24 protein-coding genes are annotated in these 23,568 nt (G+C 38.3%); all 24 read right to left on the bottom strand.

What is annotated here, in order from left to right; all coding sequences use genetic code 11:
• Positions 1-44: 44 nt before the first annotated feature.
• The 24 genes from ACHSBP_RS11950 to ACHSBP_RS12065 all read right to left on the bottom strand — a co-directional run bounded on the left by ACHSBP_RS11950 (position 45) and on the right by ACHSBP_RS12065 (position 23,541).
• On the bottom strand, positions 45-440 hold the full coding sequence (locus ACHSBP_RS11950; protein ID WP_395388951.1) for a hypothetical protein: 396 nt from the start codon (positions 438-440) through the stop codon (positions 45-47).
• Between the two features lie 95 nt (positions 441-535).
• The gene (locus ACHSBP_RS11955) at positions 536-1,618 is read right to left on the bottom strand and encodes a DUF3137 domain-containing protein (RefSeq protein WP_395388952.1); all 1,083 of its coding nucleotides are present in this window, start codon (positions 1,616-1,618) and stop codon (positions 536-538) included.
• 30 nt (positions 1,619-1,648) lie between these two features.
• Positions 1,649-2,230, bottom strand: a complete 582-nt coding sequence (locus ACHSBP_RS11960) for a LemA family protein (RefSeq protein WP_010560125.1) — start codon at positions 2,228-2,230, stop codon at positions 1,649-1,651.
• Between the two features lie 263 nt (positions 2,231-2,493).
• Positions 2,494-3,153 (bottom strand): IPT/TIG domain-containing protein, encoded by a 660-nt coding sequence (locus tag ACHSBP_RS11965; RefSeq protein WP_010560126.1) that lies wholly within the window; start codon positions 3,151-3,153, stop codon positions 2,494-2,496.
• A gap of 172 nt (positions 3,154-3,325) precedes the next feature.
• Positions 3,326-3,913: a hypothetical protein gene (locus tag ACHSBP_RS11970; RefSeq protein ID WP_395388953.1), complete on the bottom strand. Its 588-nt coding sequence runs from the start codon at positions 3,911-3,913 to the stop codon at positions 3,326-3,328.
• Positions 3,914-4,029: 116 nt separating this feature from the next.
• Complete coding sequence (locus tag ACHSBP_RS11975; RefSeq protein ID WP_010560128.1) at positions 4,030-4,722, bottom strand: hypothetical protein; 693 nt, start codon at positions 4,720-4,722, stop codon at positions 4,030-4,032.
• Between the two features lie 71 nt (positions 4,723-4,793).
• Positions 4,794-4,922: a hypothetical protein gene (locus ACHSBP_RS11980; RefSeq protein ID WP_267890923.1), complete on the bottom strand. Its 129-nt coding sequence runs from the start codon at positions 4,920-4,922 to the stop codon at positions 4,794-4,796.
• Between the two features lie 31 nt (positions 4,923-4,953).
• The gene (locus ACHSBP_RS11985) at positions 4,954-6,981 is read right to left on the bottom strand and encodes an IPT/TIG domain-containing protein (protein WP_395388954.1); all 2,028 of its coding nucleotides are present in this window, start codon (positions 6,979-6,981) and stop codon (positions 4,954-4,956) included.
• Between the two features lie 72 nt (positions 6,982-7,053).
• On the bottom strand, positions 7,054-7,479 hold the full coding sequence (locus tag ACHSBP_RS11990) for a hypothetical protein (RefSeq protein WP_148665232.1): 426 nt from the start codon (positions 7,477-7,479) through the stop codon (positions 7,054-7,056).
• A gap of 32 nt (positions 7,480-7,511) precedes the next feature.
• Positions 7,512-8,210 (bottom strand): IPT/TIG domain-containing protein, encoded by a 699-nt coding sequence (locus tag ACHSBP_RS11995; RefSeq protein WP_010560131.1) that lies wholly within the window; start codon positions 8,208-8,210, stop codon positions 7,512-7,514.
• A 133-nt stretch (positions 8,211-8,343) separates the two neighbouring features.
• Positions 8,344-8,799 carry a hypothetical protein gene (locus tag ACHSBP_RS12000; RefSeq protein ID WP_010560132.1) on the bottom strand — a complete coding sequence of 152 codons (456 nt, stop codon included), beginning with the start codon at positions 8,797-8,799 and terminating at the stop codon, positions 8,344-8,346.
• A gap of 46 nt (positions 8,800-8,845) precedes the next feature.
• Positions 8,846-13,009: an IPT/TIG domain-containing protein gene (locus tag ACHSBP_RS12005; RefSeq protein WP_395388955.1), complete on the bottom strand. Its 4,164-nt coding sequence runs from the start codon at positions 13,007-13,009 to the stop codon at positions 8,846-8,848.
• Between the two features lie 14 nt (positions 13,010-13,023).
• Positions 13,024-13,827 (bottom strand): TadE family protein, encoded by an 804-nt coding sequence (locus ACHSBP_RS12010; RefSeq protein ID WP_010560134.1) that lies wholly within the window; start codon positions 13,825-13,827, stop codon positions 13,024-13,026.
• A complete protein-coding gene (locus ACHSBP_RS12015; protein ID WP_010560135.1) occupies positions 13,814-14,317 on the bottom strand; it encodes a tetratricopeptide repeat protein in 504 nt (167 codons plus the stop codon). Before ACHSBP_RS12015 ends, ACHSBP_RS12010 begins: the two co-directional genes overlap by 14 nt.
• A complete protein-coding gene (locus ACHSBP_RS12020; RefSeq protein WP_010560136.1) occupies positions 14,308-14,652 on the bottom strand; it encodes a DUF192 domain-containing protein in 345 nt (114 codons plus the stop codon). Before ACHSBP_RS12020 ends, ACHSBP_RS12015 begins: the two co-directional genes overlap by 10 nt.
• A complete protein-coding gene (locus ACHSBP_RS12025; protein ID WP_010560137.1) occupies positions 14,653-15,516 on the bottom strand; it encodes a type II secretion system F family protein in 864 nt (287 codons plus the stop codon).
• Between the two features lie 9 nt (positions 15,517-15,525).
• Complete coding sequence (locus ACHSBP_RS12030; RefSeq protein WP_010560138.1) at positions 15,526-16,374, bottom strand: type II secretion system F family protein; 849 nt, start codon at positions 16,372-16,374, stop codon at positions 15,526-15,528.
• Positions 16,367-18,106 (bottom strand): ATPase, T2SS/T4P/T4SS family, encoded by a 1,740-nt coding sequence (locus ACHSBP_RS12035; RefSeq protein WP_010560139.1) that lies wholly within the window; start codon positions 18,104-18,106, stop codon positions 16,367-16,369. Before ACHSBP_RS12035 ends, ACHSBP_RS12030 begins: the two co-directional genes overlap by 8 nt.
• 5 nt (positions 18,107-18,111) lie before the next feature.
• Positions 18,112-19,407, bottom strand: a complete 1,296-nt coding sequence (locus tag ACHSBP_RS12040) for a type II and III secretion system protein family protein (protein WP_010560140.1) — start codon at positions 19,405-19,407, stop codon at positions 18,112-18,114.
• 8 nt (positions 19,408-19,415) lie between these two features.
• Positions 19,416-20,303, bottom strand: a complete 888-nt coding sequence (cpaB, locus tag ACHSBP_RS12045; RefSeq protein ID WP_010560141.1) for a Flp pilus assembly protein CpaB — start codon at positions 20,301-20,303, stop codon at positions 19,416-19,418.
• Positions 20,304-20,321: 18 nt separating this feature from the next.
• A complete protein-coding gene (locus ACHSBP_RS12050) occupies positions 20,322-20,552 on the bottom strand; it encodes a hypothetical protein (RefSeq protein ID WP_010560142.1) in 231 nt (76 codons plus the stop codon).
• Positions 20,553-21,230, bottom strand: a complete 678-nt coding sequence (locus ACHSBP_RS12055; protein WP_010560143.1) for a hypothetical protein — start codon at positions 21,228-21,230, stop codon at positions 20,553-20,555. It lies immediately after the preceding gene.
• Positions 21,223-22,128 (bottom strand): hypothetical protein, encoded by a 906-nt coding sequence (locus ACHSBP_RS12060; protein ID WP_010560144.1) that lies wholly within the window; start codon positions 22,126-22,128, stop codon positions 21,223-21,225. The genes ACHSBP_RS12055 and ACHSBP_RS12060 overlap by 8 nt, the downstream gene beginning before the upstream one ends.
• Positions 22,129-23,541, bottom strand: coding sequence for a pilus assembly protein TadG-related protein (locus ACHSBP_RS12065; protein WP_010560145.1), 1,413 nt, complete (start codon positions 23,539-23,541; stop codon positions 22,129-22,131).
• Positions 23,542-23,568: the final 27 nt, after the last annotated feature.

The following is a 23,568-nucleotide window of genomic DNA, read 5'->3' on the forward strand; positions in this document are numbered from 1 at the left end:
ACTTTATATAACATGATAAAGCCCGAATTTTCGGGCTTTTTTATTTAAAACGGTCTTGGATTTTTAGTGAAAAACGCATCTAAGCCTGTAGTTGAATTAAATTTTATAACCGCTATGTAACTTATATCACTATCAATCGAAGCGGGTTTAGTAAATTCAACCTCATTGGTTACTGCGTTATTTCCCGACACTTGCCAGCTAAGAGAGAGCTTCGCATTTTTATAATGCGTTTGCGGAAAACCTGTCGCACAATAACGCTTTGGCTCTACAAGCGTGCAACTCACCATTTTCCCAGTCTCTGTTACTTTAAGTGTTACATTTTCAATGGTTTCGTTGCTGTCGTTGTAAAAAGCCAGACCCGAAACCATTAGTTGATTTTCAACATGTGAACTGCAACCAAATAACGCGCTAAATAAAGCCATAAAGGCTAAGTTACGCATATTGTTTTGCACTGTGTAATACCCCTTTACATAAAAAGAGCGCCTTTAATATCAGGCGCTCTAGCCATAAAACCATAAATAAAACACACAAACGATTATTGATTTACGGCCATTTGTGCACTTGATACTTTTCGTGCTGCCATTAAATCAAGGTTAAGTTGTTTTGATATAGAGGTTAATAATTCAAGTTCTTGCTCAATCAGTGGTAACGCATCAATATCGTAAGCTGACTGACTTATCCACGCTGGTTCAATCAGATTAGCTTTGTAACTAATTAAAAATATCGCAGTGTTATCAATAAATTCACACTCAAAGCTTTGTGCACCGGCTTTGTGCATAAACATGGTATAAAGCGCTAGGATCTGTTCCATCATCACTGGCGTAAGTATATAGCGAGCAAGCACTTGATCAGTTGAAAATACTTCGAATGCTTGTTCAAAGTAATTGTTTTCTAATTCTACTTTTTGTGTTGCTTTGGGATCTTTTGTTAGCCAATTTGCTACTTTACCGCGATCTTGCTGAACGATAGTGTGTGAATTAAAATCAAACGGCATGGTTAACTTAACCATACAGCCTTTAAACATAGCGTGTCGGCCATTATTACCACTGCGCTCAAGCTTTAGTTCACAAAATTGAAAGCCAATATTATCAAGCTCGCCAACAATGCTATCTTCTGTTTCAATGTGATCAAAACTAGGTGAGATTGCGAGCTTTTTAATCTCGTCTTTTTTGATTTCTGAGGTCAGTGAATAACTAAATTCACCATACATTTTAACTAATATCGGCATCACGTTTCGTTTGTAAAAGTGTATATAATCAAGCGCTGGTTTATACGCCCAACTGGTGCCAATACAAAACGCAAATATAAGTGTAGAAAAGAAACTACCATCGCCCCCTAGCGCAACCACTAACAAAACAATAATTACCACTGCAGGAAATACTTTAAAATTAAGCAGGCGATTTCTCTTTTCAAACTCGCTGTTAAACGAATCTCGTTGCTGCTCAATAAGGTCTAACTTTGGTTTAATCTCATGTTCAAACGTGTTTTTTAAGGTGTCTGATGCTGGCACATCGGTGGCATTTTTTTTATGACGTCTGAAACGTAATGACAATGCATCAATATATCCTTTTATTTCTTTCGACAAAAAATCTGCAAACTCATGTTTATCCGATGACATAAACTCTCCTTGTTGCTAAAAAGCCCGTAACTAGTTTAAAAGTTCTGCGGCGTTAACCGGCTGTCGTTCAGATTCAGAAATTTCGAAAAATGCCATCGCTTTTACGCCAACCATGGCGGCAATGATGTTGCCTGGAAACACTTGAATTGCGTTACGTAATACACGATTTGCGCTATTAAAATTACGTCTTGCCGCGGATATATGCGCTTCTACATCGGCATAGGTACGTTGCGCATCAAGCATTGTTGCATCCGATTTTAGCTCTGGATAATTTTCTACCGCAATCATCAAACCAGATAGCGAGTTTTCTAACTGACCTTCGAGTTTAAAACGTTGTTCGTTGTTATTGCTGCTGGCCGCATTTAATACATCAGTTCGTAAACGGGTGACTTCTTCAAGTAGCTCCTTTTCGTGTGTCATAAATTTTTTCGCGATTGCTAATACATTTGGAATTAAGTCGGTGCGTTTTTTAAGTTGCACATCAATGCCAGAGAACGCTTCTTCCATCGCGTTGCGTTTGGTTATTATTGAGACATACCACGCATAAAAAATAACAATAAAAACGACTAAAATTGAAATGAGCAACCAGTTTGCTGTGAGAAATTCAGACATAATTGTTTCCTTTTAACTTTATCAATCCTTTTAATAAACGGGCTAGTAATAGCTTGTGTATGACTTAGTAAAGCCCGTCTAGGTTTTAACCATTACCTTAACATTTAAGTACATCATTTTAAATTACCTATATATCTGGTATGTGTAATTTTGCTGCGCTATTTTAGCTCTTATTAACTGTATTTTTTCGCGTCGTTCGACGTAACGCCTAAACCGATATGCTATTCAAACTGCGATAAGCAATCATAAAATATCAACAGTTTTTAATAACTAACAATTCGTACAATGTTACTCTTTGAGGACGCATTTTCGACGTATAACTGCAGACCTGCAGCGTTATTGGGAACATCAAATTGTATTTGCGTACTGGTGACGTTTGACGGGGTTACTTTTAATGCGCCAATGACAATTTTGCTGCCTTTTGTAAAACCAACGCCGTTTAAGGTAAACGACTTGCCTTTACTAAGCGATATCTCACTGTGACCAAAAATAAGCGGAGACGCATTATTAAACGCATCGACTTTCATTTCATTTGTTTTGCTATCAGCGTCGTAAATAAACAAGGCATACTTGCCTTTTGGCACATCAAAATTAAAGGTTAATTGATTAGCGGTTACGGAATTAGGTTTAAAGTTAAATACATTATTGTGTTGATACACAACCACAACAGGATCGTTTAACGCACTGAAATTATCACCTATTAACGTAATTGAATCACCAAAACGATAGCGCCCTTTTTCTATCACGTTGTTAAAATTTCCACCCAATTCATTAATTTGAATAAAACCTTTAGCAAACGGCTTTACTTTAGAAGATGGATTTAAATCAAAGGTATCAAGTACTTTATCGTTATCACTGTCTGATGCAAAAGCATTTGCACAAAACAAACAACCCGTAATAATAGCGATAACATAACTTCTCATAATTAACTCAAATTGTGACTACTTTATTAAGTTAGTCATATACCATTTATTAATAAAGATGTTTATAAAAATATTGCACAAAAGTGCGTTTTTCTCGACTGTTAACACACAGCGTTGATAAAGACGGTGCTTTGTTTATTCAAGTACATAATTAACGATCTCGAAACTAATTTTATACCAGCCACGAAAGCGTAAAAAACAGTGGAAACAGAAAAATATAAATAACAGGCCAACGTGCGATACGATATTTGACCTTTACCCCGCGCGCCTTTAAAAACGCAATGAACAATTCTGAATTTTTGGTGTTAAATGTATGCACTCCATGAGACACGTTTAATATATCCGTTAGGGAAAAGTGCGTTGTAATGTACGGACCAAATTTGAATAATGGGGTTAGTGGTAAATAATACACGTTAATACTTACGATATTGGCATATTTTATAAAGTAGTCTTGCTGCCCTTTTAAATCAGGAATACTCACACCTTTACGGGTAATAAACACATCTGAGTTATAACAGGTACTGCGTTGAAAAAAAGCCTGTAACCACACTAACAATGTAAAAATAAACGGCGTTGCCGCTAATATAACGCTTGTTTGTGATTCCCGTGTATTATAAAGCGGCCCAGCATCGATAAAAAATGCAATAACCACTGATGCAATCAACATGATTAAAAATGAGGTAAAACGTGTATAAGGTATTCGCCGAGTATGCGCTAAACATACTTGGTGTTGGTTTTTAAGTAACTCTTCGATATTCATTTGGATATATTTTACGTGTGTTAGGAATTATTAGATGCTATATGAGTTTGATATAACAAAATCGATGCAAATAAGTTAGTTCAAATTTATCACGTATTTCTCATAATTTATTCTTGTTATAAAAAGCTATCACTGAATAATGCTCCGCTTATAGCCATTACACTAATTACCGGAATAATTAACATAAACATACGTGCCATTTTTAAAATACCAAAATGTGTTCTTTCGAAACTAAGCGGGTAACCAAAGTACGTTAGTAAATAAAGCATTGATTGAATTGGAAAATAATCCACTTTTAGTGTGATGACGTTGTTAGAGATTGACTCTATTGTTAACTGTAAGGCGCGACAAGACAGACTATGACTCGTAGTATTTTGCATATACTGCACTTTTATCTCTTTTATATCGCCTTTTGCTAAAACCAGCTGCCCTTTTTTATGACCAATTAAGCGATTTGCAGGCAGCACTAACGCACTGTTACTGACTGACACAAACAGTTTGCTACCAGTTTGATAATACAAATTCACCAGTAGCATTCGTATAACTAAATAACATGGCACAATGGGCAGATAGACTAAGGTTAAGTCTCTAAAAGCAATATTAACTATTGCAACGTAATGATTAACGAGCGGAAACAGCGAAACTGCTAACAGTAATACAAAGAAAATAAGTTCAAGCCAAAAAGGTAATGGATAAAATGTCTTTGTTACTCTTAATTGGATAACACTGTTTTCACACAGCTCGTTTTTACCGTTAAAGTCGGTGTATTTAAACCAATGTTTATTGTCGGTTGTTATCGTCTCTTCCATGGGTTGTTTACCACAATCCTTTTTATTTTAATAAGTTGATCATGTACCACTTGTTATCTAAGAGCGCGAATTTACAGTGCATCAATTCCGGTTGCTGGTGTACCTTTTGGGTTAGGGTTTTGATCTAGTTCATATACTGCCGCACTTAAGTACATCGGTGTACTGTTTTGAACTTCCGTGTATCCGTCGTAATCAAACAAACTTGTTACGCCTTTCCTCGTCGGTTCAACCTTAATTCCATCTTGCCTGTTGAGACTGTTTTTTTGCCATTTCTGCAATTAAGATATCCCTAATTTGAACTAGCTTCATTTCTAATGCATATTCTTCATCAGTAAGGAAAACTTCATAATCCGAAGCTAAACCTTGCTCATAATATAAAATAATTTCTTGATATTCATCCAGCTCAACAAGTGTGTTTAATGCACTAGTTTTAAATGCGTCGTCTTTGTTTAAAAATAATGGCGTTAGGACATTTTCTTTAATAAAGCTTTCTAACGAAAGTTCAACACTAGTCTGACCTTTTAACAATATAGTTGATAATATTTCTTGCTCGTTATGCCAAATACTCACCTTGGTCTCATCAATGTCTACCACCAACTGTTCTGGCAAATCTTGCCATGAGGCAACCTCTTGCTTTGTAGGTAATACTTTAAAAGGTCCTGTGAACCCTTGATATACAGAAGGAATATCTACTGACGTTTGCAGTGATTTACTTTCGTCGATTGCAAAGAAGACCTTGTTACTCTTTCCATATGAGTTTTCTACATGTAAATAATTAGACTGTGTATTTTGTGGGACAATAAAACTAATAGAGTTATCGCTTTGCCAAGTAACCGCTGTTTTATATTCACCAAGCACTATTTCTGATAGAGAAGTAAGGTTTTCTCCATCTATAACAACACTGGTACCGGGTGTAGCCCGTTTTTCGCTAATAGAGTAAATAAGCGGTGTTTCTGGGTGTAGTAAATGCAGCTCGACACTATTAGTTTTGTACTCGTCGGTTGCAACAAACACAGTTAACGGTTCTCCACCCAGTTCAACTGATTCATAATTTGGTACGACAATAGTGAGCTTATCAGGGTCGTTGTTGTTAATCCTTTCGTTAACGATTGGTATACGTTTATCACCTTTAAAAACAACTACAGTGGCATTTGTTAAGTCTAGATTATGGCCATGTAATGTAATAGGCCAAAAAGGACGGGCTGTGTTTACCATTGATTCCGACTCAGACAATGATAGAGTCACCTGAGTTAACACAGCATTAGTTTGTTGACTTGAATAATCAATAGGCGTTAGCGGAGCTTTATCGAATATATCGAGTACCCCATCATTGTCATCATCTATATCAACAACATTTATTAGTGAATCTCCATCGCTATCCAAAAGCTTTTCATCAGCCTCAAACGTTGCCTTGTCGGACGTACCATCGTTATCACTGTCCTTATCAATGAACGCAGGCAGTTTGTCCGCATCAAGATCCGTTGTTTTTTCAAACGTATCTTTTATGCCATCGTTATCACTGTCTTCATCTAACCAGTTTGGTACTGAATCATTATCACTATCGTGAGAAAATACATTGCGACTTGAAAAAGCATAATACTCATTGCCATCTACTACGCCATCACCGTCTGTATCTTGAACTAAGTGGTTTAAGCCTAGCGCTTGTTCCATTTCATCTGGCACGCCGTCTCGGTCTGAATCGATAAATGCGATAACCTCATATTCGAATAATTCATCATGAATACCATTCGCATCTAATATTGAGAAGTTCAGTTGTCCTTCTTCTTTTGGTCTGATATTAATCGCAGCACCCAATGGATTAACGGTATCTATTTTAAGTTTCACATGTTGAACAGCTTTACCTTCGTTAGTTAACACACCAACGGTTGGTGAAAATCTATCTGCTTGCTTCAAAACTATAAAAGTAATTAGGTCATCGTTATCAATAATCTCTTGTGTTACGTCAAATTTGAAATCATCAATATCAATATGTTGGTTAATGACCCCCTCTACTCTAAAAGGGACTGAACCAATATAGTTTGCTTCACCAACGTTATTGTTAAATTCTTCTTCTATGTGTTCAGGAAAAACCGCTTTGCTCTTGTCAAATGGAAAATCATCGTTTTCATCTAAAACGCCGTCGCCATCTTCGTCTTTGTTTTCCCAAGTGCCCTTAGGCGTTTCGAGTTGATTAAGTGGCGCTGCATACACGCCTGCGCTATATAATGTGAACGCTACTAACGCTAATCGAAAAATCATAACAATCCTTGTTACTTTATTTATGTTCACGGTTTAACCGTCATCATAAAGCGACTTTAGTAAATAAAAACGCTATAAGTGAATTCTCCACAAATCGCTATCTTTTATTTTTTCAAAAACACAACCGTCATGTGATGAAAATTTTTCCCCATTTGTCCAATTTATGAGTACTTCTGCGAAATTATCTTGCGTTTTATCTGAAAGACGCTTTTCTTTAACGATATAGTTACCGGCTTTTGACACTCTTTGTTCAAAGCGGGCTGCTTTCTTTAACAAAGCTTGCTCCGCTCTTTTAGCTTTATCACCTTCAAACCACACTTTATCTACAAATGACTTTAGAGTTTCTAAGTCTCCCTCTTTTTGCGCTTGTTGATAAACATCGCATTTTTCTATAAAAATTGGATCTTGGTTATTTTTTGCAGCGATACCGTAGTTTGGTGATGCAATTAGTGATGCGCTAGACAATGCTAGTGCAAACATAGTCCATCTAAATTTCATAACAGTCCTTGTTTAGCTTGATATGTGAATCGTTAATTATATTTGAATACGCGAATACTATTACTTTTTGCGAATTTATTGCGTACTTGCAAATACCCTTCACTACTCGACTCTGGCACTTTAAATGACAGGGAATCGTTTGACACTGCGAGAGGAGTAATGGTTTTAGCGCCAATTAACACTTTTGTATCTGTATCAAATCCTGTACCAGTTATGGTGTATTCTTTCCCTCTCGTTAAGATAACTGACGTGCTGCCGAAAATTAGCGGTGCGTCCGCTGCAAAAGGTTCGATATATAAGTCATTTGTACGCTTATCATTGCTGTAAACAAATAGCTTATATTTACCTTGCGGAACGCTAAGTTGAAAAGAAATGCCTTTATTGCTTAATTCGATCTGCTTTACGTTATAGCTTCGTACGTTATCGTAAATTACAACCACAGGGTCTTTAATCTTGTCGATGCCCATGCCGGTCAGTGTAACTGTATCACCGATGCGATAACGCCCTTTTACAATTTTGTTATTAAAGTTGCCTGATATTCGTGATAATTGAATTATCGGCAGGTCCTCAATCGACATTGTTTTAACTTTTTGCTGTGGCGAACTGTCATAGATATCAAACACTTTATCATGATCTGTGTCTTTTTCAGTTTGACTACTTAATACTGACCCAGATGCCATTACATTGGTTGTAAACAGCGAAAGAAATAATAAATTTGCTAGCTTACTCATCTTTACCCTTTGCTTAGTAATTAAATACACTGTTTTATCAGTTGAGGTCACGTTATTGTTAGAATCAAACTTGAGCGCAAGTTAACCTTTATACAAGTGTTAAATACTTCTCTAACCAATGAATTTTTGCGCTCTATTTAAGTAAGTTCAGCATATACCAGTTATTATCTATATAGCCAAACTCACAATAACCACCAACTGATTGTTCTTTTTGAGTTCTTACTATCGTTGTATCAAATGTATACCTGATTCGTAATAGCTTGGTGGCCCCCCATTTTTCATGACTCCTTCTAACTGAAGAAACCTTATGACTTTGAGGTTGCTTTATGAGCTCATAATCAGTTGTTTTAAAGTTTGCTATGCCGTTATATCGAGAGCCAAAGTACTTGTTATGTTGTTTAGTAACCAAACGTTGAAGCGCAGAGGTATTATTCGACAGTACCTCTGGTAAAAATGATTTAAACGTATCATAGTCTTGGTTCGTTACAATGTCTGACGCTGTTGCACATTGATTTTCTTGCTCACTATATTCCGAAGCGTATACGTGACTTAGTGAAAAAAAGCATACAACACAGAATAATTTTTTCATTACAACTCCTATAAAAGCCCTTAAAAAAGGGCTTTATTTAAATTAACTATCTCGCTGCACATTCGTCATCTGTTGAGCGTGCAAATTCAGATTGTTTTACCATTACTTGTTGTGTAACTGCATGATAATGAGTGCCTGATTGACCTACTTCTACTTGATAGCGCTTAACAACATCTGGACATAAATCTCTGCCTGACTGCGCATCACCGGAAACACTTATAACATCACCGCCGAACTGTATGTAGTAGGTACCAATTCCATCATCAGCTCGGATACCTGTAAGTTCAACTGAGTGTGTTCCCTCATCTAGAGATACATAGACAGGTCCTACTTTTCGTTTTGGAGAACTATTGTCATATTTAACCGCACCATTAACAGATAGTTTGTAAACGTCATCATTAAAGTTACCGTTGTCGCCAAATATAATTTCTAGCTGACTTGGGCCGAAGAAAGGATATTCGTTACTTAAATCGCCATTTACTTCTACAGTAATAAAGCCTGTTTGAACCTGATTCGGTACTTTAACTACGAGCACTTCGGTAGTGGCTGAAACAATCGTGGCACTGATCCGCGTGTCATTCGGGCCTGTGAAAGTGACTTTATTATCTGATATTTTCGTACTGAACCCGACGCCTTCAATTGTTACCTCAGTTCCGGGTGGCGCTTTGTTAGGTGTAACATTTGTGATTGAAAGACTAGAGCCAATTAGTATTTCATAACCTAGCTTTGCTTCATCGCCTCGATGTCTAACATAAACCGTAAGAGGACCAACTGCCTCTTCAATCTGCTGGATATTATCGAGTGTAAATGTTAGTTTTGTACCCTCTTTGTTTACATACTGAACATCAGTATCAAGCTCTTTACCCGTAACGCTATCAATAACAATTACTTCTGGTTCGTCGTCCCAAATCCCTTTTACAACAGCCATACCACTGCCGACAATCTCAAATGATTTTTGGGTATTATCTTTGAAAATTGTTCGTGGTGTAATGTCTGAAAGCGTTAGCCCCCACGAAACAACATAATCGATCTTTGTCGGAACCGCCGCCATATCTTTTAGTGTTTTTGCCATATCTATCATTGCGGACGCAACCATTGAGGCATCATATGCTGTGTCTATGGCCCCCCAACCAGGGAATAACTTTTTCGCAAGCTTTTCAGCGAGTGCCTTTCTAAAATCAGGCATTTGAATTTCATAGGCAGAAAGAATCGCTTGAGTAGCTGGGCCTACCGGTATGTTTGGTAGTTTACTCATATCCATCGTTAGGATTGGCTGAATTTCTTTCTTATAAAGTTCTTGACCAATATTATATGCAAGATCTTCCCAATCCTGCGCGGTCACAGTGTCCTTAGCGGCCAGAGCTTCAACCTGATCTGTGATTGCAGGCATATGCTGATACACTGCCATAATAACGTCACGTACCATTTTCGCTTTTGTTGCGTTGTCGGCTGGTATGCCAATTCCAACAGCATCAATTAGCGTATTGTAAAAGCGAATTACAATGTTATCGATGATCGTTCTAATCGCTAACATTTTCTTAGCTTTTTGGCCCGATAAATTATAACTTTCAGTACCTTTTAAACTAAAAGGACTGATGCCATAGATGCCATCTACTCCAGGCGTGATTATTTGATACAAGCAGTCTTTATAAACGCATTTATCAATTAATGAATCAGCTGACCAAAACTCTAAACCAAGGAAAGTACCACTCGTAGGCCCCATCATATCTTTATGATAAGGTGTATCGACATGCTCTTGCAGTGGGTTATTTAAAGCACCGTCTTTCAAGTTACCGGTCATGGGGTTTACCTCATATACACGATAACTTAAGTACAATTGGCTTCGGTTTTGTAACTCGACACAACCATCGTAATTGAGCACTTCGTGCCATTTAGGGTCTACGCCTTCACCACACTTATGTCCGGCAACAAACTTATTCTCAAGAAAGGTAGTTGCCTCCATAGACATATCGAAAAGCGCCCATGTTCCGTTGGTTTCAGGGTAAGAAACAATACTTGGTTCAATTGACGTATCAGTATTGGTAGAAATAAATTTATTTGTCGCGCCAGTTTCACCATTGGCTTTAGCAACTCGATGCTTTTCGGCACTGTTAGGCCTAGTTACTTTGTCTAAAATTTTACGTCCATATTGGTTCAATAGCGCAATACGCTCCTGACGAGGTTCGGTAAATGAGAAAAACGCCGAGTCTTGTTCTAAATAAGCCACAGACTGTTCGATATAGTCTTTATACTCCTCAAATTCAGCTACTTTCTCTAAAAATTCCTGTGGTCCAATACCCGCACCTAATAACATTAAATCAAGATAAGCAACCAGTGCTGAACTCGCTGTAGACTCATCACTAAATTCGATTTTACGCTGACCAGGAACCAACAATGTACTCAAATAAGTTTCACGCTCACCTTGTTGGTTTACTGTATAGCTATAAATCACTTCAGGTTGGCTACCGAGTACTTGGTGCTCAAATGTATTTCCTGTTATAGCGGAACCATGGCTAGGTAAAATTCCGCCGATATGGGTAATTTCCTTTACATTGCTTGACGTTACATTAAATTCAACATTTGTGTTCAATATGTAACTAACAGCGTTACTTGCGCCATGTGTGTTAGTAACCCAATATGAACCACCAGTGATGCCCTCTGGCACTTGCACCGTGATTGTGTTTTCGTCAATCAAGCTTGCTTTAGCCGCTTTACTACCAAAAAACACACTTGTGTCGTTATCAAAATTATCACCTGATAACGTTAACAAATCTTTTTCTCCTATCGTTCTAATCTCATTAGACAACAGAGGTAAACTTGATTCGTGTACAGTGAAAGGCATTTCCTCAGAAATGTAATCTCCTTCATAGGCTACTTTTAGATAACCATTACCAACAATATTTGGTACCTCTAACGTCAATCTATAATTATTATCTAGATCTTGTGTGATTTGAGGTTTTGAATTTGTTACGACGCCGTTTATTTTATATGACACCACAACATTCTGCGTTTGTTCTGTTATACCACTTACGATTAACTCAGCCTTGTCTCCAGCTCTAATAAAATCTCTTACCGTATAAGCTGTTGACGTTACATTATTGGTCCAGCGTAGCATGATGCCGTTTTCTTCTATAGCAGTAATACGCGACGCGTGTTCTAAACGCTTTTGGTCATATACATCAAGAATATCATCATTGTCATCATCTAAATCTAAGTGGTCGATAAACGAATCATTGTCAAAATTATTAGGATTCTTTGGGTCGCCACTTTCTAACTGGTCGTCAATATTATTTCCGTCCGAATCCCTATCAATGTAATTTGGGAAAAAATCGTTATTTAGATCGTTGATACCTTCAATTTCATCACTAAATCCGTCTCCATCCGCATCTTCATCGAACCAGTTTGGAATACCATCCTCATCGAAATCAATATGACTTGGTGCAGCCATAAGCGCGTACTCGAAGCCGTCCTTAATCCCATCTTTATCGTTATCTTGAGATACCAGACTAGAGCCAAATGCATATTCCTTCATGTCATCAAAGGCGTCTACATCTTCATCGGTAAAAACACTTACGTTGTAAATTAGGTCGCTTCCACCGGCGTAATTGTTATCCATTACACTTAGGTTATATGTACCGGCATTTTGAATTTGAAAGTTAACAATCACAACGTTTGGACTTACTGAACGATACATTTCATAAGATTCAAGCACTTCACCGTCTGCATTTGACAAATAAACTTGTGGTGAAAACCTTTGTGCATCTGTTCTAAAAATTGCGGTAATAAATTTAGTGTCTTGTACTTCAAACGCGAATAGATCACCTTTATCAAGGTTTGAAGAAATCACACCATTAACAATAAACCCATGTTCTAAGCTTACTGGATTAGCAATTGATGGATTGTCATTGGGTTCCTGTTCAAAGAACTCTGGATAACTGTTTTCATTAGGGTCGAAAGGTAAGTCATCTTCTAAATCAGGTGTACCATCCCCATCTTCGTCATTGTTTTCCCATGTACCTGTCGAAGGGTCGATTACATCTCCACCGTCATTACCATCAGTGCCATCATTTCCGTTTCCATCATCAGTCCCCCCATTTCCATCATCTGGTTGCACCGTGTCAGGTTCTGTTTCTATTGGGTCGTTACATCCAGCTAATCCGAGTGAAATTACACCACTCAAAAACATCGCTATAAGCGTTTTAGTCTTCATTAGTTGTCCTTTTTCTAATCTTTTATATCCGGTATAGATGAGTCTTGTTGTCTATATGGGGTTTGCATTCGTGCAATCGCATATGACTTAAGTGAAATGTAATACTCGTTAATATTGAATGTACCGTCAGCACCCGATACTAAGCCGAGCGCATTACAACCAAGTTGATGGTTACTCGGTACATAATTTACATATTTTGCGTCAAATGGATTAATAGAAACGTCGGTAAACGTTAAGATTTTACCGATTACCCAATTGGCAATTGGCACTTCAAGTTTTTTACACCAATTTACTTCTATCTTGAGTAAATTGGCATCTTGTACATTGAGAAACACATCACCTTTAATATGCTTTTGTACTGGATTTCGATACATTAAATTATCGTTCGGGATTTCATACCAGACATTGCCGCTGCCATCTTTTCTTAAAACCTTATGTTTCTCGTAGACTTCGTTGGTAGGGTGTAATTGTTTAATTTGCGCGCCTACCCCAAGCATATTACTCCCTTCAACATAAGCTCTTGCAAGCAAATAAGCCCTACCAACCTCAACACCAGACGACTCATCACGCATAAATAATGGCGTCATACCTTGTGCGAGCGCTTCTCGCATTTTAGCCATACTACCGTGATTTAATGTTCCCGATCTCACAGCATCAAACGTTGCAGCGTTTAATGTCATTTTGTCTCGGTAAATCGTCGCCCATTGAATCAAAAGCATAATTAATACAAGTACGATCGGAGCTAAAAATGGCAGACTGATTGAAAACTCAGCCATCGATTGTCCCACTTGCCCCCTTTTAACGTTATAAGTTTTCATAACTCGCTACTTTCGGTCCCTGATTTTTAGCCGATTGGATCCGCATTAGTTCAAGAAATAGTTGGTCCATTCTATCTTTCGCTGCGGTGTCTACCACCAAATGATTCTGCGCTTCAATCAAAACATCAGTTGCTTGTCTAACACGTGCAATCGCAAGGTTATGCCAAGCTTTTGCATGCTCGTTGTCACTTGATATACTGTTTTGATACGCATTAACTGCCGCGTCAAGACGGTTAGTGCGGGTGTAAATATTTCCCAACCGAAACCATGCCGGTGCATAATCTTTTTTATAAGAAAGCAATTGACGATAAAGCCCTTCTGCTAGTTCTAAATGACCAGATTTGTATGCTGTATCTGCGTTACCTTCTAACACCAATAAATCAATATTGTTCTCTTGTGCAGCACTTTTCGGTGCATTTGCAGTTGAACATCCATGAGTGAGTATTACCGCAAGCACGAATGCGATGCATCGAATTGATTTTAACCCCATGAAATTACACTCCCTTCTTTTAACTTTAGCTTTTCTGCATTGCCAGACTTTAGCTCCAATACATTTTTTGCGTTTTTGCATCGCGCGAATTTCCAAGGTGCTAAATGTTGATGTATTGACGTTATACGTCCTTTGGAATCCAAAAATACCGCATCGATATCGTAGGCCATCCACATTGTGTGAATGCTATTACAAGGCATAATAATTAGACCAAAATTATTTGATATTTTGCGTCCAAGCAATCCACGAAGGCGTAACCAAATTGAATCTGCAATACCCAAATCAAAACCTGATATGTACTCACCATCGAGCATCAATCTACTAACTCTCATCATTTACACTTCGTATATAAATTTCATAACGATTGGGAAAAATAAGATTGCAAATGTCACAGGAAATATGAATGCAACAAGCGGAAACACAAGTTTAACTGGCGCTTCTAGAGCCTTTTTCTCAGCACGTTGAAATCGTTCTACTCGCCTTTGATCAGCTTGTATACGTAACGTAGAACCCAAACTCGCACCGGTACGTTCAGCTTGTGCTAAAGCACTTACTAAGTTATTGATCTCACTTATATGGACACGCTCAGCCATCGATCTAAATGCGTCGATTTTGCCAACGCCAGAACGTAAATCTCGCATTACTTTTTCAAACTCTACTTTTAATGGACCATCAGGGCCTTTATCTACGGATTGTGCGATCGCGCCTGTTAAATTCAAGCCTGCTTCCACCGCCATAGTAATAAAGTCGAGATAAACAGGAAGCGCTTTAACTATTTTTAATTGACGTTTCTTTTTCAAATCACTTAACGTGACTAACGGTAAAAAGTAACCAGCAATCAACGCGAAAACAATATAGTCTAACGACACAGAGTCCAAAGCAGATAAACAAAACCATGTCATTAAACCGCATATCATTGACACAACAAGACGAATGCCAAAGTAGTCTTCTGCTGAAATAATGTAAGAAAGACCTGAAATTTGCAGTTTTTTATTGGTTTTAACCAAGTAATCAATTGGTAAACGTTCACCGATATAATAGGAAGCAATTTTAACCAAAGGCCATATAATCTTTAACGACGGTGGCAATGGATCCATAAAATCACGCGTATCTTCAGGCACTTCCTGTTTTATTTTAGTAACGCTATATATACCTAGGCATATTGATGCGCCAAAGAAAAAAAGTATCCAATAAACCATTTTTACCTTCTAAACATCTATGTTAACTATTTTCTGAATAAAGAAATATCCGATGTACAACATGACTGATGACCCCGCAATGACAATCCATCCCATCGGTTCTGTAAATAAGCGTGACATATGAACTGGCTCCATGTGATACAGCACGTATCCTAGAAAAATAGGTAAACACGTCATCACAATTCCCTGAATTCGACCTTGCGCAGTTAAACTGTCAATTTTACCTTCCATCTCAATTTTCTTTCTAAGAGTCTCGCCTAGACGTTCGAGCGTTTCGGCCAAATTGCCACCGATTTCTTTCGAAATTTGCATACCCGAAACGACGAGTTTAAAGTCTTGTTCAGGCATTCTTTCGACCATGTTGTCCAGGGCTTCCATAAAATCTACCCCCAACCGCTGCTCTCTTAAAAAGAGTGAAAACTCTTGAGAAATTGGCGCTTCAGCTTCCTGCACCATAGCCTCTATGGCGTTAATTAAACTTGAACCTGAGCGCATTGATGCGCAGATCATATTCAATCCATCAGGCAATTGTTGAATAAACTTTTTACGACGTCGTTTTTGTAAATACTTGTACAAATACGGCGGTAAAATAGCCATGCCAATAACCGCAATTAATGCTACAAACCATGCGCCTGTATAAGCCCACACGACAATAAAAGTAACAACCATTAAGACAATGTTTCCAACAAAAAGCTTTCCTGGTTCAATAAATAGAAACATGTCAGAAAGGTTACGCTTCGCATTGTATTTGAAGGTTTCATGGTATTTTTGCGCTAACTCTTGTGAAATAAAAGAGCCTCCGAACACTAAAATAGCAACGGATATACCAACTATTACCATCAATAAGACACTAGACATTTGGCACCTCAGGTTTGAAGATACTTAGATCTACATCAATACCACGATCTCGGAGATTTTCATAAAACTCAGGCACCATACCTGTTGCCATATAGTGCCCAACGACCTTCCCGTTCTGGTCATACCCTGTTTGCTTAAATTTGAAAATTTCAGACAATTGCAAGGTGTTACCCTCTACGCCGGTAACTTCTGTAATTGACGTAACACGCCTCGAGCCATCACTAAAACGTGATTGTTGAACAATCATATTTACTGCTGAGCCAATTTGTTCGCGTATCGCCATTATTGGTAAATCCATTCCCGCCATCATAACCATGACTTCAAGACGGGAAATACAGTCTCGCGGAGTGTTTGCGTGAGCGGTAGTTAAAGAACCATCATGACCCGTATTCATTGCTTGCAGCATATCTAACGCTTCACCGCCACGACACTCGCCTACTACAATTCTGTCCGGGCGCATACGTAAACAGTTTTTAACTAAATCTCGAATTTCAACAGCACCTTTGCCTTCTTGGTTAGGTGGCCTTGCTTCAAGTGACACTAAGTTTGGTTGGTAAAGTTTTAATTCAGCCGCATCTTCAACAGTAATAATGCGTTCATCATCTGGAATAAAGTTTGATAACACATTCAGTAATGTTGTTTTACCCGAACCTGTTCCACCCGAAATAACGACATTTCGCTTATTTAAAACAGTAGTTTTTAAGAAGTTAGCCATATTTTCATTCATTGAACCAAAGTTAATGAGGTCTTCTATCTCTAACTTTTTTTCCATGAACTTACGAATTGTGATACAGGGTCCCTTTAATGCTAATGGCGGAATTATTGCATTAACTCGAGAACCATCTTTTAAGCGCGCATCAACCATTGGCTGCCCTTCATCGATACGACGCCCAATTGGAGTCACTATTCGTTCAATTGCACTAAGCACAGCCTGTTGGTCGGTAAAGCTAATATCTGAAAGAAAAAGCTTTCCAGAGCGTTCATAAAAGATCTCATCATAAGCGTTTACCATAATTTCAGACACATTTTTGTCGTTGACAAGTGCTTCCAAAGGACCTAAACCAACAGATTCATCCAAAACCTCTTTAGCGAGCTCTTGTCCATCTATATGCGGAGGTACATTTAATCCTTTAATTATGTTTGAGATTAAATTTCCACTTTGAGAGCGCAATTCTTCATCGGACATTTCAGATACATTGACTCGTCTTAAATCAATTTGATTGATCAGTTCCTTGTGAACACGTCTACGCCATTCGTTACGCTCTCTAATTTTTTGTCGCGTCTCGTCGTTGTCACCTTGAGCCAAATCATGACCTTCTATTTTAGTTTCAGGCATTGGCTTGCTCGGAACTGAAATGTCAGTTTCGAGGTCTGGGCCTAAAGGTCTATTTGTTGACGCGCTTGTATTAAACGATTGGCTCGAATTTGTAGAGTGTTTGTTTTCAGCTTTTACGTAAATATGATAACCACCAATTTCGATTCTATCAGACTCAGATAAAGGTCCTGCAGACTCAATTTTTTGGCTATTAACAAATGTACCTGTACGACTAGCTCTGTCTTCTAAAAAAATACCCTCGGGACGGTAATATAACTTAGCGTGTTCTTTTGACACTTTAAAACCATGTAGTTTAATGTGGTGATGCTTGTCTTTACCGATTAAACAAGATGGTTCACTACAACGAACGGTGCCTACATCTGTGCCCTTAGCTGTTTTTATACTTATCTCAAACATAATAATTAATCCAAGATATTAAACATTTCGAGCTTTTCAGCGTCACCGATCAACTCTTTAGCACGTTTTAAGCGGTTTTTATGAGATTCGTCCTCAATTGGCACTATTTTTGGTGTAACTAGTATCACAAGCTCACTTTTCTTGTCGATAAAGTCGCGAGATTTAAAGAGCTCTCCTAAAATTGGAATGTCGCCTAATAATGGCACCTTATTAACAGATTTCGACATATCACTATTCACAAGCCCCGAAATTACAAGTGTTTCACCATTTCTTACATTCACAACTGATTCGGTTTCACGGGTTTGAAAACCTGGATAACCGGCAACCGTAACCGATGGGTCGATAGCACTAACTTCCGCTTTTACATAAGACACGATGTTGCCGCTTTCATCTGATGTCGGCTCAATTTCTAATTTAACGCCATACTCTTTATATTCGACATTAAGCCCACCATTAGAATCAGTAATTGGGATAGGAACTTCACCACCCGCTAAAAACTTTGCCTTTTCGCCGCTTCGAGTGCTTAACGTTGGTCTTGCCAACGTACGAGAGTCGCCCTGCTCGTCTAACAATTGAATTTGCGATGCAAGTCCTGTCACAATTCCAAATGACGCATAACCGTTGCCTCCGATTGCAACATCACCGATAGACTCAACAATTTTGTCGCCAATGTCACTTTGTGTATATGTTGCAAATAAATCGTTATGCACAAAGTTCTTTACTCCACCATAAGCAGGGCCTGCCATAGAATTGTCCCACTTTACACCAACATTTTTTAATGTGTTGTTACGCATTTCAACAATTTGCACATCCATGCGGATCATGTGTTTAAGATCAACTGATTGAGGAGATAAACTCAGCATTGAAGTTAAGTTTGGAATAACCTGAGACAATTTAAGCGCTTGTTTCATTGTTTCGCTACTCACCTCACCCTCTAAAACGACTAGTGAGCCAACTTGTTTGGCGCTTACACCAGGTAATCCTGCAACTAGCACTCGTACTTGCTCGACAAGTTGCTCCATATTGACCGAATCTACGTTGACATAAATCTTTTTAGTATTGTTTGCCTCATCCCAAATTTGAATTTCAGTCTGTCCAAACTCTTCTGCAATAAGCAGTAAGCGGTTGTCATCTAATACTTTTGCACTAACGATGCCACCTTTACCAACCACTACTCGCGTAACTTTAGAAACCGGCAAAACCTCTATGGCACCCACATGCATATCAAGTTTAATACTTGCCAGCAAATAACTAGGAAAAAGCGCTACGACACACATCGCTAAATAAAATAAACTTCTCATTTTTATCCCTAAAACTTGTTATTCACATTATTTGCGAATGATTTCAATGTACTTAAATTTTCTTTAATTTTATTTTGGCTATTTACGCCTTCAGCGATACCACCGCTGCCACCAATAATGTATTCAACGTGATGCTCTCTTTCATTATGTAAAAAAACATCCGCCTCTTTTACAAGGCGATTTGTAACTTTAAGTTCATCAGTACGATTTCTAAGTAATGCCACAAAGTTTCCATATTCTTGTGCCAAAGATACTCGGCCTGCGTCTTTAACTGACAGATCCAACGTCACTGTAGAGTAATCTTCGCTTTCGCCAAAAATGCTTTGCTTGATCTTGTCTTTCTCGGAAATGCTCTGACGCCCTGTCGCCAACACTGTCACACGCTCTAATATTAAATGAAGGCTTTTTTCGTCTTGGCTTTGAGATAAATACAAATCGATGAAATCACCAGGTTTTAACATGTTTGCATTAGAGTTATTTTCATTAATATTTATCGTTACTGCGCGGCGCCCGTCTTGAAGGATGTCAGAGAATTGCTGCTGGCCCGTTTTTGGTACGTAAGAACGTAAAATAGGTTTTCCTGGTTGTACGTCATTCAGCATAATTTTGTTCGCAATTTGACCGAAGTCATTTGGGTGCACTGCGTCATCTGGCACATAGTCACTTGGGATTTCACGTACAACAACTGACTCAGGGGTTATTACATCACCACGTGACAAAGGTGAAACCGCCACTACTACAGGTACCTTTACAATGTCGGTACGTGCATACTGTTGTTTGATCTCCCCCTCTTTTACTTTTAGATAGTTTCCCACTGCCCAAGCGGCAATGCCACCTAACAACAGTGAAACGAATAACAGTATCCAGTTTCTATCCAAAAACTTTATAGACTTCATGTAACTAAAACCTCTTCCTTAGTTGTTTGTTATGTTTGTAGGGATTGGTGTTATGCTTTTTGCATAACTATACGCAGCGTAACTTTCTTTAATTTTTATCGTTAAGATTTCAATCGCATTTTTACCTTGATGCTCTTGTAAAAAACCGCCCAACTCATTACTTGGTATTGGCGTGAGTAACGCAGCTACGAGCGCGCCGGTAACAACGAAAAACTCGACTGCCGATTGTCCTTTTTGTGTCCTTTTCATCTATATATCCGTGTCAACTTTAATTGCGGTAACAAAGGTTTGGTTATTTTTTCTTTCAAAGGTTACATTAAATTCGTTAGGCCCTTTACGAGCGAGTAAAACGCCCATTGTACGCTTTGGATGCACTTGTGCTTTCTCGACCGAAAACCCTTTCTTTTGAATAAACGTTTGATAAAAATTCATATTTTTCGAAATCGTACGGTTATTCTTTAATACCAAGGTGTTTGAATATTTTGCGCCGTCTTTTGCTTTAATGTTATTTAAAATCTCGCTTCCGCTTGGGCTCGGTAAGTCTTCAATTTTTCTAACTATTCGTTTTAATGAGTTTGACGGTTCTTTTGATACCGAGACTACAGCGATTGAGTGAGGAAAGTGTTGAATAACTTGTGCAGTATAGAGTGCGTTATCATAAAGTTTACTTACCACAGTTTCGGTTTTTAGTGCAGTAACGCCAAAGTTGTTACCGTTTCGCTTCCATTGCTCAGCATAAAACTGAGCATGCTCTTCACGGCTCATTTTACTCTCTACTTGCCAAATAGAGACTTGTTTACTATCGATAAAAAGGTCGTGACCAACTACTTTTACTGACGCATCGTTCGGAAAATCAAGCGTAAAAGCATAAATTTGATTACAAAAAACAAGAGTGAATAGAACAAAAAAAACGTTGTACTTATTCATTTCGATACCTTTCCTTAGGAAGCTCTTCGATGGCTATATGTCCAAATTTCAAGTCACTGGGACCTAGCTTTTTAACAATTGGAATACCTGATTTTGACAATAAATTACGGGCCTTGTTTAAGATGTCACCATCTAAGAATGACGACGGCACAAGACCACGTACTTGGTTATAATTGTGTTTTGGTCCGCCGACATTCCAACCATCGGCTAAAAGTGACAGTGAGCTATTCATTACAAACTCAAATTCGCTACGCCGCTTGGTTTCACGACCACTGATATTCGACGGCTGGTTCCGATAGCGCTCATCCTCTAGTAATAAATGACTCGCGATTTGTATTGACGAGCGACCCGTATAAAAGCTTTTATCATTGAAGTCCGTACCCCCCAATTCAAGCAGGTTTAAAGAACCATTGGTGATACTTGAAATTTTACCCGGCGCTTTTCCGTTTCCTGACTCAACCTTGAAAAACTGTTGTTTGCTTTGCTCTGCATTAGGATTAAAAGCTGCGAATAGACTCTGAGCATCATTACGTTTCGATTGATTAAATTGGAATGTTGCATAACCATGTTCTTTTGCATTCCAAACCAGTGATGACGGCAAGCTAGAGTTAATCGCTTTTTCTATTTTACCAAATACCCTATCGGGCACCTCTTTTGATATATCTGTTGTTTGCTTTACTGCCAGTCTACCGTATCCACTATTTGCGTAGTTCTCAGGTCCTTTTTCTAACCATACGGTTTTTTCAAACGCAACATAACGGGCGGCCATATCGTTGTAATGTCTCGCTTCAATGAGCTTTGAAAAATAGGGTAAAATTAGCATTAACGGAGCAATAACAAATGCCAACAATACTGATAGCTCGACAAGCGACTGTCCTTTATTACGTGAAATAAACATTTAGGCACCTGCTAAGTTAAAGGAAGCTAACAAGAGAAGAAGATCTCTACGCTGATTATTATCGATATCGGATAAGGTATTTTGCCAGTAAGGGTTATATAGATTACCGTATTCAAATTTATTGTTTTTCCACAGGTCGTTCGCTCGATAATAATAAATCCGAGCTTTTGACGCTGATGATTGTTGATTTCTCGGCACTTGTAAGTGTTCTTCAATATTGATGTCTACTTCTTTAGTCGTCGCCTCGTTAATAGTGCCTATATTTAGCGATTTTGAAGATTGAATATCATTGATTGATTTCGACACAACAATTGTTACTGGTGGCGCATCATTTGATTTGTTAATTTTTTTTATCGAATAGAAATCATAAATGCCACCGTATGCATTATTGAACTCCGATTCGTTGTACCTTGCTCGATTTGATGCATCGCGATTTATCATACGCGAGCGCCCATAATATTGGCGGCTTCTAAACTGACCTGTATCTTTATCCTCGCCAGCATGTGCTGCCCCCCAGCCGATTTCTAATTCGCTGCGACGACAACCTGAGCTGAATAAACTTTTTTTAAACCATTCTTTATGCCAACTTAATGTGTCCATTGATGTCCACGTTTCTGGGTCATATCTACCATTGTTAACAAGATCTGTACCGCCTGCCTGTTTGGTCCAGTAATTCATACTCATACCTAAAAAGCAGAAACTAATAATGTCTATCGTAAAAGGGAATGGCCACTCATGTGAGCGGTTTTTCATAAATGGGTCTCGAGAATTTAATATAACTTTATAGAAATCGTTATACCTGCCTGAATTATCTTGGCGGTTGAAATCTCCTTGAAACCCACGCCAATCATTAAAAAGTGTATTGGCTAAGGTAGGAGCAGCAATCGCATCAAGAGATGCGTGGTTATCATTAACTTTGATCACGTCATTAAGTGATTCAATCATGGTCGCTGACGAGGCGTAAGCCATAATATCTTGCGACATAGAAAGGGCGTTATTCACCAAATCAGTCGCTCTAACAGCAATTTCCATTCCTGGCTGAACAGCCACTTCATTAATATTATCTACCCACGCTTCAGCCTGAGAAAAAACAGGCCCAACGTAGGGAATATATTTAGCTACATTCTCAATGTTATCAATTGTTTCGACAAGGAAGTTGAACCATGACGCTACACCGACATATTGTCCCACTGCAACATGGTTGGCGATCATTGCGCGATTGGTGTACGCCTTAAAATTTAATTCCCTCACTAAATATTGAGAACTACTTAAGACCGCTGCGTCTGCAGTGTTCTGTAGTCTCGTTTTATGAAGGTTTTGTTGAGAAACGTTATACAAATAAAGTATGAACAGAACAATAATTGGCAGAAACATGAGCCCTACAACCAACGATTGACCACGCTGCTTTTTCATTTTCATCTCCATATGTAGTTCTAGGAA

This window comes from Pseudoalteromonas sp. XMcav1-K, assembly GCF_044005875.1.
GTDB lineage: Bacteria > Pseudomonadota > Gammaproteobacteria > Enterobacterales > Alteromonadaceae > Pseudoalteromonas > Pseudoalteromonas spongiae.